The sequence below is a fragment of the Sphingomonas oligoaromativorans genome (genome assembly GCF_011762195.1).
GTDB lineage: Bacteria > Pseudomonadota > Alphaproteobacteria > Sphingomonadales > Sphingomonadaceae > Solisphingomonas > Solisphingomonas oligoaromativorans.
Genome location: NZ_JAASQK010000005.1, coordinates 160,149 through 180,994, shown reverse-complemented (window position 1 = coordinate 180,994; position 20,846 = coordinate 160,149). Strand labels below are relative to the sequence as shown.

Here is a 20,846-nt window from a genome sequence, read left to right as displayed (position 1 = left end):
GGTCCTCAGTCGACGGGATGCCATTCGCGGCCGTCGCGCTCCATCAGCGCGGCGGCGCCGGCGGGGCCTTGCGAGCCCGCCTTATAGTCCTCGGGATCGCCGTCCTTGGCCCACTGGCGCAGGATCGGCTGCACGATCGCCCAGCCGCGTTCGACCATGTCGGCCCGCTGGAACAGCGCCTGATCGCCGATCAGCACGTCGTAGAGCAAAGTCTCATATCCCGTGCGGTGGCCGAGATCGAAGGCGTCCTTGTAGCGGAAATCCATCATCACCTGACGCGTATCGACCACCGGCCCCGGCTTCTTGGCGTTGAAGTGGAGGTCGATGCCCTCATTGGGCTGAATCTGGATGATGAGCTTGTTGGGCGGGATCTTCGAGATGTCGGCGTTGCGGAACATCGCCAGCGCGATCGGCTTGAACTGGATCACGATCTCGGTGTCGCGGGCGGCCATCGCCTTGCCGGTGCGCAGATAGAAGGGCACGCCCGCCCAGCGCCAGCTATCGATCGCGAGCTTCAAGGCGGCATAGGTCTCGGTCTTGCTGCCCTTCGCGATGTCGCCCGCCTTGAGATAGGGCGTGACCTTCTTCCCGGCGATCGTGCCGCCGGTGTAGCGGCCGCGCACGGCATCGCGCTTGGCCTCGCCCGCCGTCGGGATGCGCACCGCGTCGAGAAGCTTCGCCTTCTCATTGCGGATCGCCTCGGCGCCGAAGCTGTTGGGCGGCTCCATGCCGACCATCGCGAGAATCTGGAAGAGATGGTTGGGCACCATGTCCCTGAGTGCGCCGGTCGCGTCGTAGAAGGCGCCGCGCGTGCCGACGTCGACCGTCTCGGCCGCCGTGATCTGGACATGGTCGATATAGCGGTTGTTCCACACCGCTTCGAGGAAGGCGTTGCCGAAGCGCGCCACCATGATGTTCTGCACCGTTTCCTTGCCGAGGAAATGGTCGATGCGGAAAATCTGGCTCTCCTCCATCACGCCGAGCAAAGTCTTGTTGAGCGCGCGGGCGGTCTTGAGATCGTGGCCGAAGGGCTTCTCCACCACGACGCGGCGAAAACCGTGTGTCTCGCTCAGCAGGCCGACCTTGGCGAGCGCCTCGCAGATCGGCCCGAAGAAGCTCGCCGCCGTGGCGAGGTAGAAGGCGACGTTGCCGCTGTCCTTCAGCCGGTCGGCGAGGCCCGCATAGGTGGCGGGATCGTCGAACTCGCCCTGGAAATAGACGACGCGCTTGCGACGGATCGCCCAGGCAGCCTTGGTCGCCCTGTCGGTGAGATCGAGATGTTCGGCGAGCTGGTCCTGAATCCCCTCGTCGGGGCCTCGGCTGACGACGAGGATGTCCAGCTCGTCCCCGATCAGTCCATCACGGGTCAGATTGACCAGCGCCGGAGTCAAAAGGCGGCGCGAGAGGTCTCCCGCGCCGCCGAAAATGACCAGCGTGGCCGGCGGCGCAGGATCACCGGGGGCGATCTTGGCCGTCCGCGCCATTATTGCGGCATCTCGACATGGCCACCGAAGCCGTGGCGCATGGCGGAGAGCAGCTTGTCCCCGAAGGTGTTGTCCGACCGCGAGCGGTAGCGGGCGAAGAGCGCGGCGGAGAGGACATAGGCGGGCACCGCTTCCTCCATCGCCGCGTCGATCGTCCACTGGCCTTCGCCCGAATCCGCGACCTTGCCGCTATACTGGCTGAGCTCGTGGTTCTCGGTGAGCGCCTGCGCCGACAGATCGAGCAGCCATGACGAGATCACCGAGCCGCGCCGCCAGACCTCGGCGACGTCGGTGAGGTTCAGCTCGAAGCGCTCGTCTTCCGGCAGGCGATCCGAGGCCTTGCTCTTGAGGACGTCGAAGCCCTCGGCGAAGGCCGCCATCAGGCCATATTCGATGCCGTTGTGGACCATCTTCACGAAGTGGCCCGAGCCCGCCGGCCCGGCATGGATATAGCCCTTCTCGGCGCGCGGATCGGCGCCGTTGCGGCCCTTGGTGCGCGGGATGGTGCCGATGCCGGGCGCCAGCGCCTCGAAGATCGGATCGAGCCGGGTGACCGCCTCGTCCGGTCCGCCGATCATCATGCAATAGCCGCGCTCGAGGCCCCAGACGCCGCCGGACGTGCCGACGTCGACATAGTGCAGGCCCTTGGCGGAGAGCGTCTTCGCGCGGCGGATGTCGTCCTTGTAGAAGGTGTTGCCGCCGTCGATGATCGTGTCACCGGCGGAGAGCAGGCCCGACAGCGCCTCGATCGTCTGCTCGGTGGGCGCACCCGCCGGCAGCATCACCCAGACGGTGCGTGGCGCGTCGAGCTTCTGCACCACCTCCGCGAGCGAAGCGGCCCCCGTGGCGCCTTCGCCCACCAGACCGGCGACCGCCGGTTCGTTGCGGTCGAACACGACGGCCTCATGCCCATTCCGCATCAGACGGCGGGCGATGTTCGCCCCCATCCGACCCAGTCCGACGATCCCGATCTGCATAGTCTGCCTTCCCGATTAAGCCGCGAGGGCCGCCTTCAACGCCCGGGCCAATACATCCAGCCCGGTCTTCTCATTCTTCAGATGCACGCGCAGCACACGCTGTCCGCGCGCGTGGAGCACGTCGAGATCGCCGCGCGCCTGTGCGAGCTGCACGGTGCCGAAGCTCGCGCGGTTGCCCGGAATGGCGATATCGGCCGCTGGCTCGCGGGTGATCTCCAGGAACAGCCCGGTCTTGGGGCCGCCCTTATAGGCCTGCCCGGTCGAGTGGAGGAAGCGCGGGCCGAAGCCGGCGACGGTCGCCACCTTCTTCGCGTCGCGCACGGCGACGCGCATCTGCTCGACCACGGCCTCGTCCGCGGCGTTGCGCTCGCAATAGACGAGGAAGCCCGCATAATCGCCGGCCTTGGCCGAGGCGAAATGCGCCTTCAGGATCGCGGCGGCATCGCCGCCCTCGACCTCCGACGGCGCGAAGAAGGCGAAGTCGCCATCCTCGAAGAAGGCCGTCTCGGGCGAGAGCTGGCCTTCCTTCTCATAGGCCTCGATGAGCTGGCGCGTCTGGATCTTGGCGTCCTCGACGTCGGGCTGGTCGAACGGATCGATGCCGATCACCGCGCCTGCAATGGCGGTGGCGACCTCCCAGCGGACGAACTCCTGTCCGATGTCATCCTTGCTCGCGAGATGGATGTGGACGATCGGCTGGCCCGCCGCCTTCAGCGCATCGAGCTTGGCGTGATCGGCCGACATCTCGTCGCCGTCGAGATGGAGATGCACGAACAGGCGATCGTCGCCATAGTCGGCCGGATCGCCGAGCGGCTCCAGATCGACCGGCACGATGCCCTTGCCATGCTTGCCGGTGCTCTCGGCGAGGAGCTGCTCCAGCCACGAGCCGAAGGACTTGAGGCTGGGCGAGGGAACGAGCGTGAGCTTGTCGCGCCCCTTCACCGCCGCGGTGCCGATCAGGACGCCGAGCTTCACGCCGGGGTTGGAAGCGGGCGGCGCGTCGGGGCCGACCGAATTGACCATCGCCTTGGTCGTCTCGAAGAAGCCCGCGACATCGGTGCCGATCGCGGCGGCCGGCACCATGCCGAACACCGAGAGCACCGAGTAACGGCCGCCAATCGCCTTGTCGCCGAGGAAGACGTGGGCGTAGCCGTCCTTCTTCGCCAGCGCTTCGAGCTTCGAGCCCGGATCGGTGACGGCGACGAAGTGCTTGCCGGCCTCGCCCTTGCCGACGGCCTGTTCGCAGCGATCGAAGAAGTAAGCGCGCAGCAGTTCCGGCTCCATCGTCGAGCCCGACTTGGAGGCGACGATGAACAGCGTCCTGGCGAAATCGATCGCGTTCGCGACCGTCGCGACCTGACCCGGATCGGTGCTGTCGAGCGCGTGCAGCTTGGGCGAACCCTGAGCGGCACCGAGGATCTCGCCGATCACCTCCGGCCCGAGGCTGGAGCCGCCCATGCCAAGCAGGACGACATGGCTGTAGGCCTTGGCTTCCTTCGACAGCGCGGCAAGCGCGCCGAAATCGACCTGCTCGCCCTTGGCAGCGGCGAGCCAGCCGAGCCACTTGGCCTCTTCGCCATTGGTCCAGAGCGAGGCGTCCTGCGCCCAGAGCTTGCGCGACCAGCCGCCGGCGCGGGCTTTCTCCAGCCCGTCCTTCACCGCCGCCTCGAGATCGGCGGGGAGGTCGGCCTTCAGGCTGTCGAGCTTCTTGCCGAGGAAGGCGATGCGCTTGTCCGCCACCGCGCCGTAGAGCGTGTCGGCCGCATCGGCGAACAGGCGCACGCCGTCTTCGACCAGCTTGGCGGTCACGCCGTCGAGATCGAGGCCGAGGCGCTCGGCTTCGGCGAGGACATGCTTCGCCTCGTCGATGTCGGCGGTCAGCGTCTCGGCCACCTCACCATGATCGCGGAAGGCGTCCATGGTCTTGGGCGGCATGGTGTTGACCGTGTCGCGGCCGATCAGCGTGTCGACATAGAGCACGTCCGAATAAGACGGGTTCTTGGTGCCGGTCGACGCCCAGAGCAGGCGCTGCGGGCGCGCGCCCTTGGCGACGAGCGCCTGCCAGCGCGGCGAGGCGAGCACCTCCAGATAATGCTGGTAGGCGAGCTTGGCGTTGGCGATGGCGACCTTGCCGGCCAGCGCCTTGGCTTCCGCCGTGCCGAGCTTCTCGATCTTGCCGTCGATCACGGCGTCGATGCGGCTGACGAAGAAGCTCGCCACCGATGCGATGCGGTCGATCGGCAGCCCCTTGGCCACGCGCGCCTCAAGGGCGGTGATGTACGCCTCCAGCACCGCCTTGTAGGCATCGAGCGCGAACAGCAGCGTGACGTTGATGTTGACGCCCGCCGTCAGCGCTTCCTGGATGGCGGGGGTGCCGGGCGCGGTGCCGGGGATCTTCACCATCAGGTTGGGCTTGTCGATCGTCGCCCACAGGCGCTTGGCGGCGGCGATGGTCGCTTCCGTTTCCATCGCCAGATAGGGCGAGACCTCGATCGAGACGAAGCCGTCATGGCCGCCGGTGCGATCATAGACGGCGCGCAGCGTGTCGCAGGCGTCCGAGATGTCCTTGATGGCGAGCGCTTCGTAGGCGGTCTCGACCGGCGCGTCGGCCTTGGCGAGATCGGCCTGGAGCTGATCGTCATAGGTGTTGGACTGGGCGATCGCCTTCTCGAAGATCGAGGGGTTGGAGGTGACGCCGGTCAGGCCATCCTCCTCCACCAGCTTCTTGAGCCCGCCCTCGTTCAGGAACTTGCGATCGACGAAATCGAGCCAGACGGCCTGACCGGCCTCACCCAGTGTCTTCAGACGATTGGCCATGATCTTACTTTCCCATCACTTCGCGGGCGACCTTGACGACATTGTCGACGGTGAAACCGAACTTCTGCTGGAGCTTCGGCAGCGGGGCCGATGCGCCGAAGCTGGACATGGTGACGGTCCCGCCGTCAGGGCCGACATAGCGATCCCAGCCGATCGGGCCGGCCTGCTCGACGGCGACGCGCGCCTTGACCGATGGCGGCAGCACGCTGTCGCGATAGGCCTTGTCCTGCTTCTCGAAGAGATACCAGCTCGGCATCGAGACGACGCGGACCTTGGTGCCGTCCTTGGCGAGCGCATCCGCCGCATCGACCGCGAGGCTCAGTTCCGAGCCCGTGGCGATCAGGATCAGATCGGGCGTGCCCTCGTCCTTGGTCAGCACATAGGCGCCCCTGGCGACGCCCTCGGCCGAATTGAACCTGGTGCGGTCCAGCGTCGGCAGCGCCTGACGCGAGAAGATCAGGCAGGTCGGCGTCTCGTGCGACGAGGCCGCGATCTTCCACGCCTGCGTCACTTCATTGGCGTCGCCCGGGCGGATCGTGTCGAGGCCCGGAATGGCGCGCAGCGAGGCGAGATGCTCGATCGGCTGGTGGGTCGGGCCGTCCTCGCCGACGCCGATCGAGTCGTGCGTGAAGACGAAGATCGACGGCAGCTCCATGATCGCCGCCAGGCGGATCGGCGGGCGCATATAGTCGGAGAAGACGAGGAAGGTCGCCCCGAAGCTGCGCAGATAGGAGAGCGCCATGCCGTTGACGATCGCGCCCATCGCGTGCTCGCGCACGCCGAAGTGCATGTTGCGGCCGCCATAGCTGCCCGGCTGAAAGCCTTCCGTGCCGGCGATCAGCGTCTTGGTGGAAGGCGCGAGATCGGCCGAGCCGCCGACCAGCCACGGCACGGTGGCGGCGATGGCGTTCTCCGCCTGGCCGCCCGAGTCACGGCTGGCGAGGCCCTTGGGATCGGCGTCGAACACAGGCAGCTTGTCCGCCCAGCCTTCCGGCAGCTTGCCGGCGAGCATGGTGTCCAGCTCGGCGGCGAGTTCCGGGTGCGCGGTGCGATACTTCGCGACCATCGCTTCCCACGCCTCACGGAGCGGCTGCGCGCGCTTCGTCATCGCGCCCGAGAAGCGCTCGGTCACGCCCTCGGGGACGTAGAAGTCCTTCTGCGGCCAGCCATAGGCTTCCTTGGTGGCCTTGATCGCGTCGACTCCGAGCGGCTCGCCATGGGCCTTCTCGCTGTTCGCCTTGGGGCTGCCCCAGCCGATGATCGACTTGACGAGGATGAAGGTCGGGCGGTCCTGCTCGGCCTTGAACGCCTCGATCGCGCGGCCCAGGGCCGCGGTGTCGTTGGCGTCCTCGACGATGTGCGTCGCCCAGCCATAGGCCTTGAAGCGCGCCGCGACATCCTCGGTGAAGGCGATGTCGGTATGGCCCTCGATCGAGATGGTGTTGCTGTCGTAGATCCAGCAGAGGTTGGAGAGGCCGAGGTGGCCGGCGGTGGACGCCGCCTCGCCCGAGATGCCCTCCATCATGTCGCCGTCGCCGCACAGCGCGTAGACGTCATGCTCGAAGACCGGGAAGCCCTCGCGGTTGAAGTGCGCGGCGAGCCAGCGCTCGGCGACCGCCATGCCGACCGAGTTGCCGCAGCCGGCGCCCAGCGGGCCGGTGGTCGTCTCGACGCCGGTCGTCCAGCGATATTCCGGGTGGCCCGGCGTCTTGCTGTCGAGCTGGCGGAAATGCTCGATGTCGTCGAGGGTGACGGCGAGCCGGCCGGTCGGCTTGCCCGACTTGTCGAACTCCTTCACCTGCGCGAGGTGGAGCAGCGAATAGAGCAGCATCGAGGCATGGCCGACCGACAGCACGAAGCGGTCGCGGTTCGGCCAGAGCGGCTGCGCGGGGTCATAGCGGAGGAACCTGGTCCAAAGCTCGTGGCCGACGGGCGCGAGCGCCATCGGCGTGCCGGGATGGCCGCTGTTCGCCTTCTGGACGGCGTCCATCGACAGCGTGCGGATGGTGTCGATCGCAAGGCGGTCGGGAGAGCCGTCCTCCGCCACGGACGTGGAGGGGCGGAAGGCGGTGTCGGTGTCGTTCATCAGACGAGTCCCCGGAAGCGCAGAATGTGCGCGCGCTCTGCCCCCTCGAACGGCGAGACGCAAGGGTCGGTTCCGGTCTCAGCGCACGGTCGTGCTTCTTTCGCGTCGTTCGATGCCGTTCGGGCCGCCGATCACCAGCGCGTCGATCTCCCGCAGAAACAGCCCGTGGCCCAGCATTCCGGGGATGTCGGAGAGGGCGGCGGCGAGGGCTTCGGGGTCGGCGATCGGGCCGAAGACGCAATCGATCAGGAGATTGCCCTGATCGCTCCGCGCCGGTTCGCCGGTTGGCCCGAGACGGAGTCGGGGCTCCCCGCCGAGTCCGCGCACCGCCTCCGAAACGAAGCTGCGCGCGAAGGGCAGCACCTCGATGGGAAGGGGATGGGCGCCGAGCTGGCGGACCGTCTTGCTCGCGTCGACGATGCAGATCATCCGCCGGGCGGACGCGGCGACGATCTTCTCCCGCAATAGCGCGCCGCCGCCGCCCTTGATGGCGCGGAAGGCGGGATCGATCTCGTCGGCGCCATCGATCGCGATATCGACCTGCGAGACGTCCTCGAAGGGGAGGAGGGGGATGCCCGCCGCCCGCGCCGCCGTCTCGGTGGCGAGCGACGTGGCGACGGCGGACATGCGAAGGCCGCCGGCGATGCGGCGGCCCAGCCCCGCGATCGCATAAGCGGCGGTGCTTCCGGTGCCGAGGCCCACGAGCATGTCGTCGCGGACCTCGGCGATGGCGGCTTCGGCTGCCGCCCGCTTTGCATCATTCTCGGCCATGGCGGCCGGGCATATCAGGCTTCGGTCGCGCCGTCCTGCGTCTTGGTGCGACGCGCGCGGGGCTTGGCCGGGGCCTTCTTCGGCGCGGCAGCGTCTGCCTCGTCCTTCTTGCGGCCGAGGCCGATGGCGCGGGCGAGGCCGCGGCGCTGCTCGGCATAGGCGGGCGCCACCATCGGATAGTCGCGCGGCAGCTTCCATTTGGCGCGATATTCTTCCGGCGTCATGTTGTAGTTGGTGCGCAGATAGCGCTTCAGCATCTTCAGCTTTTTGCCGTCTTCCAGGCACACGATATAGTCGTGCTTGATCGACGAACGGACCGGAACTGCCGGCTGCGGCTCGGGCTCGTCCGCCTTCTTCGGCTCGGTGAGGCCGGCGAGCGCGGCATGAACCTGCGCGATGAGATCCGACACCTCATTTGTCGCGACGCGATTGTTGGCAACATGCGCTGCGACGATATCGGCCGTCAGGCTAAGCAGCTCTGTATTCGTTTCTTCGGACATGGCGCGATCCTCCTGCACCCAGTGTTCGGCAACGACTGACAATACGCGCCGTTGAGCGGGGTGTATCTACGCATTCGCGCTGATGGATCAAGTTCCGTCTACTTAAGAATTAGAAACTTTCCTCGAAACATCGCGAAGGCGAATATGAACAACTGTTCATAACTTATCAGGCGGTAATCGAGATCATTGCGCCGACGGAATAAATTTCCTTGCTGAGGCCCATGCGGAGCGGCTATCGGCTTGCACCCCCTTGCCCGGCGACGGCTGGCATGACATTCGGCCCCCCGCATGACGACGCTCGCGATTTTGCCCGCCAAACCTGTTCCGTGGCCTGCGACGGCGAGGCTCCATCCCTTCGGCGGGACGCCCTCGGGCGAGGCGGTGGGCGCGATCGAGCTGGACAACGGGCGGGGCATCCGCGCGCGCATCCTGACGCTGGGCGCGACGCTCCAGTCCCTCGGCCTGCCGGATCGGGACGGGCGCGTGGCGGATGTGGTGCTCGGCTTCGACGAGGGCGGGCGCTACGCCAGCGAAGGCCATTATCTGGGCTCGACCATCGGTCGTTACGCCAACCGGATCGCCGGCGGGCGCTTCACGCTCGACGGAGTGGAGCATCGCCTGCCGATGAACGACGGCGCGCATCATCTCCATGGCGGGCCGGATGGCTTCCACCGGCGGATGTGGACGGTGGAAGAGATCGGCGGAGGCGAGGCGACGTTCGTGCGGCTGTCGCTGGTGAGCGTCGACGGCGATTCGGGCTATCCGGGGACACTGCGCGCCGAGGCCATCTACAGCCTGTCGGCCGACGGGCTGGCCCTCACCTATCGCGCCACCACCGATCGGCCGACGGTCGTGGGCATGACCAACCATAGCTATTTCAACCTTGCCGGCGCGGGCGGGGACGAGACTGTACTCGGCCATAAGCTGACGATCGCGGCGGATCGCTATCTGCCGGTGGCGCCGGGTGTCATTCCCACGGGAGAGCGTCGCCCGGTGGCGGGGGGCGCCTTCGATTTCCGAGAGAGTGCAATAGTCGGCGCGCGCATCCGCGAGGCCGGCGCGGAGGAGCAGCTCCTGCTCGGCCGCGGCTACGATCATAATTTCATCCTGCGCGACGCCGACGGCAGCTTGCGCCATGCCGCGACGCTGGAGCATCCGGGCTCGGGCCGCGTGCTGGAACTGCACAGCACCGCGCCGGGCGTGCAATTCTATTCCGGCAATTTCCTCGACGGCACGATGACCGGCAAGGGCGGCCGCGCCTATCGCCGTTCGGATGGGCTATGCCTCGAGCCGCAGCCCTTCCCGGACACGCCCAACCGGCCGGACTTCCCCTCGGCCCGGCTCGATCCGGGCGAGGTCTATGAACACCGCATCCTCTGGCGCTTCCGCACCGCCTAGAGCGATTCCGAAGCGGGTGGATGGCCCGTCGGCCCGGAAATCGCGGTAGGCCCTAGCGCAGCAGCGCCAGCGGCACCGCGTCGGCCATCGCCTTGTAGCCCTTGGGCGAGGGGTGGAGATGATCGCCCGAATCGAAGTCCGGGCGGAGATGGTCGGGATGTGCCGGGTCGCGCGTCACCCGGTCGAAATCGACAACGCCGTCGAAATGGCCGGGTTCGCGAATCCAGCGATTGATCGCCTGACGATCGGCCTCGTTGGCGGTATCGGGATGATAATAGCTGTTGCCGCCGTAAGGCAGGATGGTCGCGCCGATTACCTTCACGCCCTGCGCATGGGCGCGCTCGACGATCTGGCGGTAGGCGCCGATGAGCTGCGCCACCAGCGCGGCGTGGCCCTCCGGCGAGGCGGGCGCGTCGCGGGTGAAGGTGCCGAGATCGTTGACGCCTTCGAGCACCACCACCGTTCGCACGCCGGGCTGGGCGAGGATGTCGCGATCGAAGCGGGCGAGCGCGTTGGGGCCGAGCCCGTCGAGCAGCAGCCGATTGCCGCCAATCCCCTGATTGAGCACCGATAGGCCACGCGTCGCGGGCGTCGCCTGGAGCCGCTCGGCGAGCCTGTCGGGCCAGCGATCATTGCCGTTGGTGGTGGCGCCATGGCCGTCGGTGATCGAATCGCCCAGCGTCACGACCGCGCCGGCGGCGGCGGGCGCCTCCACCTCGATGCCGGCGAGCTGATACCAATGATCGACCTTTTGTGCGTTCGCGAGATCGGCGGCGGCGCTCTGGTTGCCGTGGACGAGATAGGAGGTGCTGCGCGATCCGGGATGGCCGGTCTGCCGGTCGGGCGCCTCGGGAAGATGGAGGCTGACGGCGAGCACGGCGAGCGGCGCGGCGGCCATCGCGACAGGATCGGAGAGATAGGAGGCACCCGCCGGAATGGTCACGCTGGCGAGGCCGTTGAACGTCACCGGCCTGTCGCTGGCCTGATCGATCCTCGCTCCAGCGGACGACAGGGCGTGGGCGACATGGACGTTGTCGATCACCAGCGGCTGCGTGCCGAACGCATTGGAGAGGCGCAGCCGGATGCGGTTCCCCCCGGCGCTGAGGCGGATCACCTGCCGCAGCGTCGCGTCGTGGAGGTCGGCGGGGGCGAGCGCGTTCTGCGGCTCGGGCACCTGCTGCGAGGCCGCCCAGCTTCCGACCCAGTGAGGTGGCGCGGCCATGGCCGGCAGCGGGGTGAGCGCGATGAGGGCGGCGACGCAGGCAGTGCGGATCATGCAAGTTGCTCCGGTTCGACGGGCGTATAGTTCGGTACAAGCAGATGGACGACGCCGAGCGCCACGAGATAGGCGCAGGCGGCGACGGCGAAGATCGGCTCGTAGCTGCCCAGCGTCTCCAGGATGACACCCGCGAATTTGGCCATCAGCATCCCTCCGATCGCGCCCGACAGGCCGCCGAGCCCGATGACCGATCCCGCCATGCCGCGCGGGAAGAGATCGCCCGGCAGCGCATAGACATTCGCGGAAAAGCCCTGATGGCAGGCGCAGGCCAGCCCGATCAGCAGCACCGCCCACCACATGCCGGGCACATGGCCCGCCACCGTGATGGGGAGCGCGAAAAGCGCGCAGACGAACATCGCCGTCTTGCGCGCGCGGTTGACGCTCATGCCCCGGCCCAGCAGCCGCGAGGAAAACCAGCCGCCCGCCACCGAGCCCACGTCGGCGAGGATGTAGACCGCAACCAGAGGCGGGCCGAAATCCAGCATCTTCACATGATATTGACGGTTGAAGAAGTCCGGCAGCCAGAACAGGAAGGTCCACCACACCGGATCGATCAGGAAGCGCCCGGCCATATAGGCCCATGTCTGGCGCAGGCGGAGCAGGGTGCGCCACTTGACCGGGCGCTGCGCCTCCATGGGCTCGCTCTCGATCCACGCAAGTTCTTCCGTCGTGACGCGGGGATGCTCCCGCGGGCGGCGATAGAAGCCGAGCCACGCCACGATCCACAGCGCGGTCAGCGCGCCGGTCGCGACGAAGGCCCAGCGCCAGCCGAAGGTGACGGCGATGATCGGCACCACCAGCGGCGTCACGATCGCCCCGACGTTGGAGCCGGCGTTGAAGATGCCGATGGCGAGCGCCCGCTCGCGCTTGGGGAACCATTCGTTGGTGGCGGCGAGCGCGGAGGGGAAGGTGCCCGCCTCGCCGATCGCCATCGGTATGCGCGCGATCAGCATTCCCGTGGTCGAGGTGAACAGCGCATGGGCGATATGGCCGATCGTCCACAGCGTCACCGACACCGCATAGCCGATCCGCGCGCCGACCCGGTCGACCAGCCGCCCGAACAGCACATAAGCGAGGCCGTAGGCGCCCTGGAACCAGATGGCGAGATCGGCATAGCCCGTCTCGCTCCAGCCGTATCGGGCCTGCAATTCAGGCTTGAGCGTGGGCAGCACGAGCCGGTCGATATAGCTCAGCACCACCGCCGCGAAGAGCAGCGAGCACACGATCCAGCGGACCCGCCCCGCTGGTTTGGAAAGAGGCAGGTTCACACGATCACCAGGGGCAAGGGGACGCCGCTCGCACGGCCCCCGAGGAAAGCACGGGGGCCGTCATGATGTCGCACTGGCGAGGCGGGCGCAATCAGCCCGCCACCGTCAGCGTCGTCGTCTGGAGATCGACCGAGTTGGGGCCGACCATGACGTCGAAATCGCCGGGTTCCACCACGCGCTTCATGTCGATGTTCCACATTTCGAGGCTGTGGGGCGTGAGCGTGAAGGTGAGCGTGCGGCTCTCGCCCGGCTGGAGCGTGACGCGCTGGAAGCCCTTCAGCTCCTTCACCGGCCGCGTGACCGACGACACCTTGTCGTGGATGTAGAGCTGCACCGTCTCGTCGCCGGCGCGCTGGCCGGTGTTCTTCACGTCCACCGACACCTGCACCGATCCGGCGATGCCGATCGTCTTTTGCGACAGGCGCGGCGGTGAGATCGCGAAGCTGGTGTAGCTCAAGCCCCAGCCGAACGGGAACAGCGGCTTGGTGGTATCGAACAGATAACCGCGATGGGCGCTGGGCTTGTGGTTGTAGAACATCGGCAACTGGCCGACCGAGCGCGGGATGGTGACGGGCAGCTTGCCGCCGGGGTTCACGTCGCCGAACAGCACGTCGGCCATGGCGTTGCCGCCCTGCTCGCCCAGATACCAGCCTTCGATCAGCGCATCGGCCTCGTCCGCGATCTTCACGGTGGAGGCGGGGCGGCCGTTCAGCAGCACCACCGTCACCGGCTTGCCGAGCGCCTTGATCGCGTCGAACAGATCCTGCTGCTGGCCGACCAGATCGAGGCTGGTGCGGTCGCCCAGATGATTGTCGGCCCAGCCTTCGCGGCTGGTCTGCTCGGTATCGCCGAGGCAGAGGATGATACGGTCGGCGCCCTTGGCGGCTTCCACCGCCTGCCGGATCAGCTTCGCGTTCTCGGCCGGGCTGGCGAGGGTGACCTTGTCCTCCCACCAGTCGTCATTCTCGGTGATCTTCACGCCCTGCGAGAAGATGATGTTCGCACGGTTGCCGACCTTCGCCCTGATCCCGTCGAGGATCGAGACGGTGTGCGGCGGCTGGCCGTAATAGCCGCCCAGTCGCGCGACGGCGGCGTTGGGGCCGATCACGGCGATAGTGGGCTTGGTGGCCGCGCCCGCGGCGGGCAGCGCCAGCGGCAGCATCCCGTCATTCTTGAGGAGGACGATCGATTCCTGCGCGGCCTTGCGCGCCAGCGCGATCGCCTCGGGTGTGTTGGTGACGGCGACGGCATGATTGGCGTCGGCATAGGGATACTCGAACAGGCCGGCGCGGAACTTCAACTCCAGCATCCGGCGCACCGCGACGTCCACCTGCGCCTCGCTGACCTTGCCTTCGCGCACCTGCTTCGTGAGCGTGGAATAGGACAGCCCCTCGGGCAGATCCGAATCGACGCCGGCATCGAGCGCACGACGCGCCGCGCCTTCGAGGTCGGGCGCGATATGGTGGATGCTCATGAGCTGGTCGATGGCCGAATAGTCGCTGACCACGGCACCCCGGAAGCCCCACTCGCCGCGCAGCACATGGCCGAGCAGCCACTTGTTCGCGTGGGAGGGCACGCCGTCGATCTCGTTGTACGATGCCATCACCGCCTCGATCCCGGTGCGCTTCACCACCTCTTCGAAGGGCGGGAAGAAATTCTCGCGCAGCTCGCGCTCGGAGATCGGGGCGGGGCCGACATTGGTGCCGCTCTCGGGCTGGCCATGGCCGGTGAGATGCTTGAGCGTCGCGAAGACATGGCCCGGCGTCACCTGCCGCACGCGGCCGGGGCCTTGCAGGCCCTCCACCGCCGCGACGCCCATCTCACCGACCAGATAGGGGTCTTCGCCGAACGTCTCCTCGATGCGGCCCCAGCGCGGATCGCGCGCCACGTCGACCACCGGCGAGAGTACGAGGCTGACGCCCCGCGCCGAGGCTTCGCGCGCCACCACCGTGTCGATCGAGCGGATCAGGTTCGGATCCCAGGAGGAAGCCTGCGCGATCGCCTGCGGGAAGCTGGTCGCGCCCACCGCGGCATAGCCGTGCAGCCCTTCCTCATGGAACAGGATCGGGATGCCGAGCCGCGTCTGGGTCATCGCCCAATGCTGGAGCCCGTTGACCAGCGCGACCGTCTGGCGGGCGTCGCGGCCGGGGACGACGCGCGGGCTGACCGGCCCTTCCGCGTCGGACGGGCGGGCGAGCTGGCCCATGCCGTTGGGATAGAGCGCGCCGAGCTTGCTCGGATCGAGCTGGAGATGCGCGTCGAAAAAGGCCTTCTTGCCCTCCCACACGGTGGTGATCTGGGCGACCTTCTCCTCCAGCATCATCCGCTTGAGAAGATCGTCGACCCGTGCCTCGACCGGCTGGGAGGCGTCCTTATAGAGAGCGTGGGCCAGCGAATTGTCAGTCGCCGCTGCATGACGCGGTGCAGCATAAACAGCCGACGGGGGCACCATGAGGCCCATGGTCGCAACAGTGGCGGCAAGACGGCTGATGGCGCGCAGGCGCATCCTCTCTCCCTTTCGACTTGCGGATGAGCCCGCTCGACATTCTTGTTGATGTCGTTGTATTGATAACGCTACCATGATCTAAGCCGACAAAGCTTGTCAATGCCGGCTGTCCGGGCGGGAAGGATGCGGACGGGGTGCCCAGGAAGGCTCTCCGCCGAGGATGAGGAGGATCGGCGTGAGATTGTTCCCGTGCGTCTGGCGGCCGCTGGCGGCCGCTGCCCTGCTGGCCGGCATATCCGGCGTGGCCCATGCCGAAGACGGTTACGAACTGTGGCTCCGCTACAAGCCGCTGCCCGCCGCCGAGCAGTCTGCGATGGGCGCGCACGCCAGCGCGATCGTGGCGCCGGGCTCCTCCGACACGGTGCGCGTCGCGGTGGACGAATTGCGGCGTGGTTTCGGCGGGATGACGGGCCATGCGCCGGAGCGCGCGGCCGGTGTGGGGGCGGGGGCGATCCTGCTCGCGACGCCCGGCGAATCGCCGGACGTGGCGGCGCTCAAATTGCCGCTGGACGCGCTCGGCAAGGAAGGCTTCCTGATCCGCAGCATCGCGATCGGCGGCCAGCCGGTGACGCTCGTCACCGCCAACAGCGATATCGGCCTGCTCTACGGCGCCTTCCGCCTGCTGGAACTGGCCGAGGCGGGGCAGTCTCTCGACAAGCTCGATATCCAGTCCGCGCCCAAGCTCCAGCTTCGCGTGCTCGATCATTGGGACAATCTCGATCGCACCGTGGAGCGCGGCTATGCTGGCCAGTCGATCTGGGACTGGTGGAAGCTGCCCGACTGGAAGGCGCCGCGCTACACCGACTATGCCCGCGCTAACGCCTCGATCGGCATCAACGGCGCCGTCCTCAACAACGTCAACGCCCAGCCCGAGAGCCTGACCGCTCCCTTCATCGCCAAGGCGGCGGCGCTGGCGGACGTGTTCCGGCCCTATGGCATCAAGGTCTATCTTTCGCCGCGCTTCTCGGCGCCGATCGAGATCGGCGGGCTCAAGACGGCCGATCCGCTCGACCCCGAGGTGAAGGCCTGGTGGAAGGCCAAGGCTGACGAGATCTATCGCGCCATCCCCGATTTCGGCGGCTTTCTCGTGAAAGCCAACTCCGAAGGCCAGCCCGGCCCGCAGGATTATCACCGCACCCATGCCGACGGCGCCAATGTGCTGGCCGACGCGGTGAGGCCGCATGGCGGCGTCATCATGTACCGCGCCTTCGTCTACAGCGAGAACAACAACGAGGATCGCGCCAAGCAGGCCTATTCGGATTTCAAGCCGATCGACGGGAAGTTCGCCGACAATGTGATCGTGCAGGTGAAGAACGGCGCGATCGACTTCCAGCCGCGCGAGCCCTTCCATCCGCTGTTCGGGGCGATGCCCAAGACGCCGCTGATGATGGAATTCCAGATCACCAAGGAATATCTCGGCTTCGCAACCCACCTCGTCTATCTCGGCCCGCTCTTCCAGGAGACGCTGGAGAGCGACACCTATGCCCACGGCAAGGGCTCGACCGTCGCGCATGTGCTGGAGGGCAAGGTCGATCCCTACCGGCTGACCGGCATGGCCGGCGTCGCCAATATCGGCAGCGATCGCAACTGGTCGGGCTCGGTGTTCAACCAGGCGAACTGGTACGCCTTCGGCCGCTTCGCCTGGAACCCGGATGCCTCGGCCGAGAAGATCGCGACCGAATGGGCGCGGATGACCTTCACACCCGATCCCGCTTTCGTCGCGCCGACGGTGAAGATGATGATGGGCTCGCGCGAAGCGGCGGTGGACTATATGACCCCGCTCGGTCTCGCGCACCAGATGGGGACCAGCCACCATTATGGCCCCGCGCCGTGGGTGAGCGATCTCAAGCGGCCCGAGTGGAACCCGACCTATTACAGCCGCGCCGACGCCAACGGCATCGGCTTCGATCGCACCGCGACCGGCAGCAACGCGGTGGCGCAATATGCCCCGCCGGTGGCGCGGATGTTCGCCAATCCGAAGACCACGCCCGAGACGCTGCTGCTCTGGTTCCATCATATGCCGTGGGACACGCGCATGGCCTCGGGCCGCACGCTCTGGGCGGATCTGATCGCGCATTACGATGCGGGCGTGGCGGATGTCGGCGCGATGCGGGCGGAGTGGGCGCGGCTCCGTCCCTATGTCGACGCGGATCGCTTCGCCGAGACGAGCGTCTTCCTCTCGATCCAGCAGCGTGAGGCGCAATGGTGGCGCGACGCCAGCATCGCTTACTTCCAGAGTGTGTCCAAAAGGCCACTGCCCGCGGGCGTTACGCCGCCGGCACGAACGCTCGAATATTACGAATCCCTGCGGTTTCCCATCCGGCCGGGAAACTAAGCGATATCATCCGTGAAACGGAGTGAAATATCCGACAAATTATAAATGTTGACAGGGAAGAAGACGCAGCGTTAGCTCGCTGATGTGAACGCTACCACGAAGGTAGCGCAGGCTGCCATCCAGATGGCACCCCACGAGACGCTGCAAAAGGCGCGAGGGGAACAGGAGAGGGACTTATCATGACTTATATGTCGTCGACTCGCGTCGCCGTGCGGCGGATTGCCCTGCTTGGCGCTACCATGCTGGCGGGCACCGCCGTCGCTCCCGCCTTCGCGCAGGATCAGGCCGCTCCGGCCGCGCAGCCCGCCCCGCAGGATCAGGCCTCCATCGCCAATCCGTCGGGCGCCGATGCCAGCGCGGGCGATATCATCGTCACCGGCTATCGCCGCAGCCTTGCGCAGTCGATCAACTCCAAGCGCAATTCGATCGGCTTCAGCGATTCCATCTTCGCGGAAGATATCGGCAAGTTCCCGGATACGAACATCGCGGAGAGCCTGAACCGCATCCCCGGCATCACGATCAGCCGCGACATCACCGGCGAGGGCACCAACGTCGCGATCCGCGGCCTCGGTTCGAACTTCACCCAGGTGACGCTGAACGGCGCCCCGATCGCGATCGCGTCGAGCGGCACCACCGACGCGCAGGGCACCGGCCGCGAAGTCGATCTCAGCTTCTTCCCGACCGATCTCTTCACCAAGCTGACGGTCAACAAGAGCTATACCGCCGATCTGCTTGAAGGCGGCGCGGCCGGCAACGTCGACATCCGCACCGCGCGGCCGTTCGATCATCCCGGTACGCACTTCACCTATAATTTCCAGGGCACCAAGCAGAGCGAGGCATCGGGCTGGGGCCAGCGCGGTTCGGCCGTGGCCAGCGCCACCTTCGGCAATTTCGGCATCCTCGCGGGTATCGCGGGCAACCGCACCAAGTCGCGCGTCACCGGCTTCGAGACGATCGGCTGGACCAACCCGAATCTCTCCGCCGCGCAGTGCGGCGCCACCTCGGGCTGCAACTCGACCGGCGGCGGCAACTGGACGATCCCGGCCACCGTGCCGTCCAACGCGGGCAACGGCCTGACGCCGGGCGCGACGGTCGATCAGGCCTTCCTGCTGGCGCACAATCCCGGCCTCACGATCCAGCAGATCGACAATGCCATCATCCCGCGCCTCGGCCGCCCGTCCGACGAGTTCGGCACGCGCAACCGCATCAACGCTGTGGCGAGCGCCGAATGGCGGCCGAGCGATGCGCTGCATTTTTATGTCGACGGCATGTACGGCTGGAAGAAGAACGATCTCCAGCGTATCGACTTGGACTGGGTTGGCCGCAACGGCGCGATGATCCCGCTCAACCTGACGGTCGACAAGTCGGATTGCAGCCAGGGCTGCACGGTGACGTCGGGCACCTTTGCCAACGCGCAATACTTTCTCGAATACCGCCCTTATATCGAGACGACGCGTTATTATGGCGTCAATCCGGGCGCCGAATGGCAGATCGCCGACAAGTTGAAGTTCAACATCCAGGGCAATTACACGCGCAGCACCTTCCACCGCGAATCGCCATCGGTGCTGGTGATAACGCCGCCCAATTCCGGCCTCACCGTCGACTATAAGAATGACGGCGGCATCCCGAGCATCGCCAGCAACGTCGATCTCAACGATCCGGCCAATTTCGGCTGGGCCGGCGGTGGCCGCGTCAACATCCAGGACGAGCGCCGCGTCAACATCACCAAGGGCGTGCGCGGCGACCTGACCTGGGGCGACGAGCATCTCAATATCCGCGTCGGCGGTAATTACGACGACACCTCGCGCCGGATCAGCGCCTTCGACAACAGCCAAGCATGGCAGAATGCGGTTTGCGGCGACAATCCCAGCGTGTTCGTCGGCTCGCCCAATGCGCAGCCGGCCTGCGAGGGTCTGAACGTCGTGGGCACCGCCCCGGCCGGCTATCCGACCTATCCGGGTTACGGCACGGGCTTCACCTCGGGCATGACCGGCCCGGTCACCTATGGCGGCTCGCTGGTTCCGGCCGCGCAGCTCGCGAATTTCCTGACGAAGGGGCCGGATGGCTTCGTCACGGTCGATTGGAACAAGTTCAAGAAGGCGACCAACTACGACGCGTTCCACGCCTCCGAACCGGTGGCGGGCTCGGCCAACACCGGCGCCAGCGGCGGTTATATCCGCGAGAAGTCGCCGGCGGCGTTCATCGAGGTGAACGGCATCCAGCGCATCGCCGACAGCGATCTGCGCTTCAATATCGGCGTGCGCTACGTCCACACGGATCAGACGATCGCCGGTCAGGTGTCGCTGCCCGATCCGCGCAACCCGACCGCCGCTGCCGACATCGCCGCGGCGCAGGGTGGCCTCTATCCGAATATCGTCAACACGGTGACGACGCACAGCAGCTACACCAAGTGGCTGCCGGCGGCGAACTTCGCCTATGACGTGGGCGATCATGCGGTGGCCCGCTTCGCGGTCTCCAAGACGATGACGCGGCCCGATCCGAACGCGCAGCTTCCGGGTGTGAACTTCTCCACCCCGTCGGCGGACGTGGCGACGGTCGGCAACCCGGCGCTCAAGCCCTACACCTCGACCAACCTCGATCTCGGTATCGAATATTATACCGGGCATGAGGGCCTCATCAGCATGGCGGCCTTCCGCAAGCAGTTGAAGGGCTTCACCACCAACGGCATCGTCACCGTGCCCTTCTCGGCGCTGTCGCTCTACGGCATCACCTACGGTTCGCTGACGCCGACCCAGCAGGCGGCGATCGACGCTCGTGGCGGCCCGGACAACGCGACCGTCCAAGTGCAGCAGCAGGTCAACGCCAGCGGCACGCTGACGGTGAACGGCCTCGAGTTCCAGTGGGTGCAGCCGCTCGACTTCATCACCGAGCGCTTCGGCATCAAGGGCTTCGGCTTCAACGCCAACGCCACGATCGTCGACCAGAAGGGCACCGGTGCGGCGCCTGCGGTGGCGCTGGGCGTCGCCAAGTATACCTATAACATCAGCGCCTATTACGAGAATCACGGCATCAGCCTGCGTCTGTCGGAAACTTTCCAGAAGGGTTCGCAGCAATCGACGGCGAACCAGAATGGTATTCCCAACGCCGCGATCTTCTCCGACAATTATCGCCAGTGGGATTTCTCCTCGATCTTCGACCTGGAGAAGGTGCTGGGTGTCCACAACGCGCCGCAGATCACCTTCGATGTGGTCAACCTGACCAATTCGAAGCTGCGCAGCTACTTCCAGTTCCCGAATGCGACCTTCACCGAATATAAGCCGGGCCGTCAGTTCCTGATCGGCGTGCGCGGCACTTTCTGATCCCCGCTGGGGGCGGCCAGGGACCAAGGGCCGCCCCCTTTTTCCTTCTCGACCGGGCTTGAGTGCGGGCGGCGAAGAGCGCAAATCGCGTTCTTCGCCGCCCGC

12 protein-coding genes are annotated in these 20,846 nt (G+C 66.7%); 3 read left to right on the top strand and 9 right to left on the bottom strand.

Annotated elements, in window-relative coordinates; genetic code table 11:
• Positions 1-5 precede the first annotated feature (5 nt).
• The 6 genes from zwf to FHS98_RS11615 all read right to left on the bottom strand — a co-directional run bounded on the left by zwf (position 6) and on the right by FHS98_RS11615 (position 8,635).
• Entirely contained in the window at positions 6-1,484 is a 1,479-nt protein-coding gene (gene zwf / locus FHS98_RS11640; protein ID WP_167104772.1) for a glucose-6-phosphate dehydrogenase, read from the bottom strand.
• Positions 1,484-2,461, bottom strand: coding sequence for a phosphogluconate dehydrogenase (NAD(+)-dependent, decarboxylating) (gnd, locus tag FHS98_RS11635; RefSeq protein ID WP_167104769.1), 978 nt, complete (start codon positions 2,459-2,461; stop codon positions 1,484-1,486). Before gnd ends, zwf begins: the two co-directional genes overlap by 1 nt.
• Before the next feature lie 15 nt (positions 2,462-2,476).
• Positions 2,477-5,278, bottom strand: a complete 2,802-nt coding sequence (locus FHS98_RS11630; RefSeq protein WP_167104765.1) for a bifunctional transaldolase/phosoglucose isomerase — start codon at positions 5,276-5,278, stop codon at positions 2,477-2,479.
• 4 nt (positions 5,279-5,282) lie between these two features.
• Complete coding sequence (gene tkt / locus FHS98_RS11625; protein WP_167104762.1) at positions 5,283-7,364, bottom strand: transketolase; 2,082 nt, start codon at positions 7,362-7,364, stop codon at positions 5,283-5,285.
• Between the two features lie 78 nt (positions 7,365-7,442).
• On the bottom strand, positions 7,443-8,135 hold the full coding sequence (gene rpiA / locus FHS98_RS11620) for a ribose-5-phosphate isomerase RpiA (protein ID WP_167104759.1): 693 nt from the start codon (positions 8,133-8,135) through the stop codon (positions 7,443-7,445).
• Between the two features lie 14 nt (positions 8,136-8,149).
• A complete protein-coding gene (locus tag FHS98_RS11615; RefSeq protein ID WP_167104756.1) occupies positions 8,150-8,635 on the bottom strand; it encodes a Ros/MucR family transcriptional regulator in 486 nt (161 codons plus the stop codon).
• Between the two features lie 288 nt (positions 8,636-8,923).
• Between FHS98_RS11615 and FHS98_RS11610 the strand changes: the two genes are divergently transcribed.
• The gene (locus FHS98_RS11610; protein ID WP_167104753.1) at positions 8,924-10,033 is read left to right on the top strand and encodes an aldose epimerase family protein; all 1,110 of its coding nucleotides are present in this window, start codon (positions 8,924-8,926) and stop codon (positions 10,031-10,033) included.
• 52 nt (positions 10,034-10,085) lie between these two features.
• On the opposite strand, the gene FHS98_RS11605 is transcribed toward FHS98_RS11610, so the two are convergent.
• The 3 genes from FHS98_RS11605 to FHS98_RS11595 form a co-directional block, all read right to left on the bottom strand.
• Entirely contained in the window at positions 10,086-11,309 is a 1,224-nt protein-coding gene (locus FHS98_RS11605; protein ID WP_167104750.1) for an SGNH/GDSL hydrolase family protein, read from the bottom strand.
• Positions 11,306-12,580, bottom strand: coding sequence for an MFS transporter (locus FHS98_RS11600; protein WP_341786056.1), 1,275 nt, complete (start codon positions 12,578-12,580; stop codon positions 11,306-11,308). The genes FHS98_RS11605 and FHS98_RS11600 overlap by 4 nt, the downstream gene beginning before the upstream one ends.
• Before the next feature lie 91 nt (positions 12,581-12,671).
• Positions 12,672-15,086 carry a glycoside hydrolase family 3 N-terminal domain-containing protein gene (locus tag FHS98_RS11595; RefSeq protein ID WP_167104747.1) on the bottom strand — a complete coding sequence of 805 codons (2,415 nt, stop codon included), beginning with the start codon at positions 15,084-15,086 and terminating at the stop codon, positions 12,672-12,674.
• A 160-nt stretch (positions 15,087-15,246) separates the two neighbouring features.
• Here FHS98_RS11595 and FHS98_RS11590 point away from each other — a divergent pair, with 160 nt between their 5' ends.
• Together FHS98_RS11590 and FHS98_RS11585 are read left to right on the top strand one after the other, a co-directional pair.
• Positions 15,247-17,421, top strand: a complete 2,175-nt coding sequence (locus FHS98_RS11590) for an alpha-glucuronidase family glycosyl hydrolase (RefSeq protein WP_425057342.1) — start codon at positions 15,247-15,249, stop codon at positions 17,419-17,421.
• Between the two features lie 179 nt (positions 17,422-17,600).
• Complete coding sequence (locus FHS98_RS11585) at positions 17,601-20,741, top strand: TonB-dependent receptor (RefSeq protein WP_167104744.1); 3,141 nt, start codon at positions 17,601-17,603, stop codon at positions 20,739-20,741.
• Positions 20,742-20,846 lie beyond the last annotated feature (105 nt).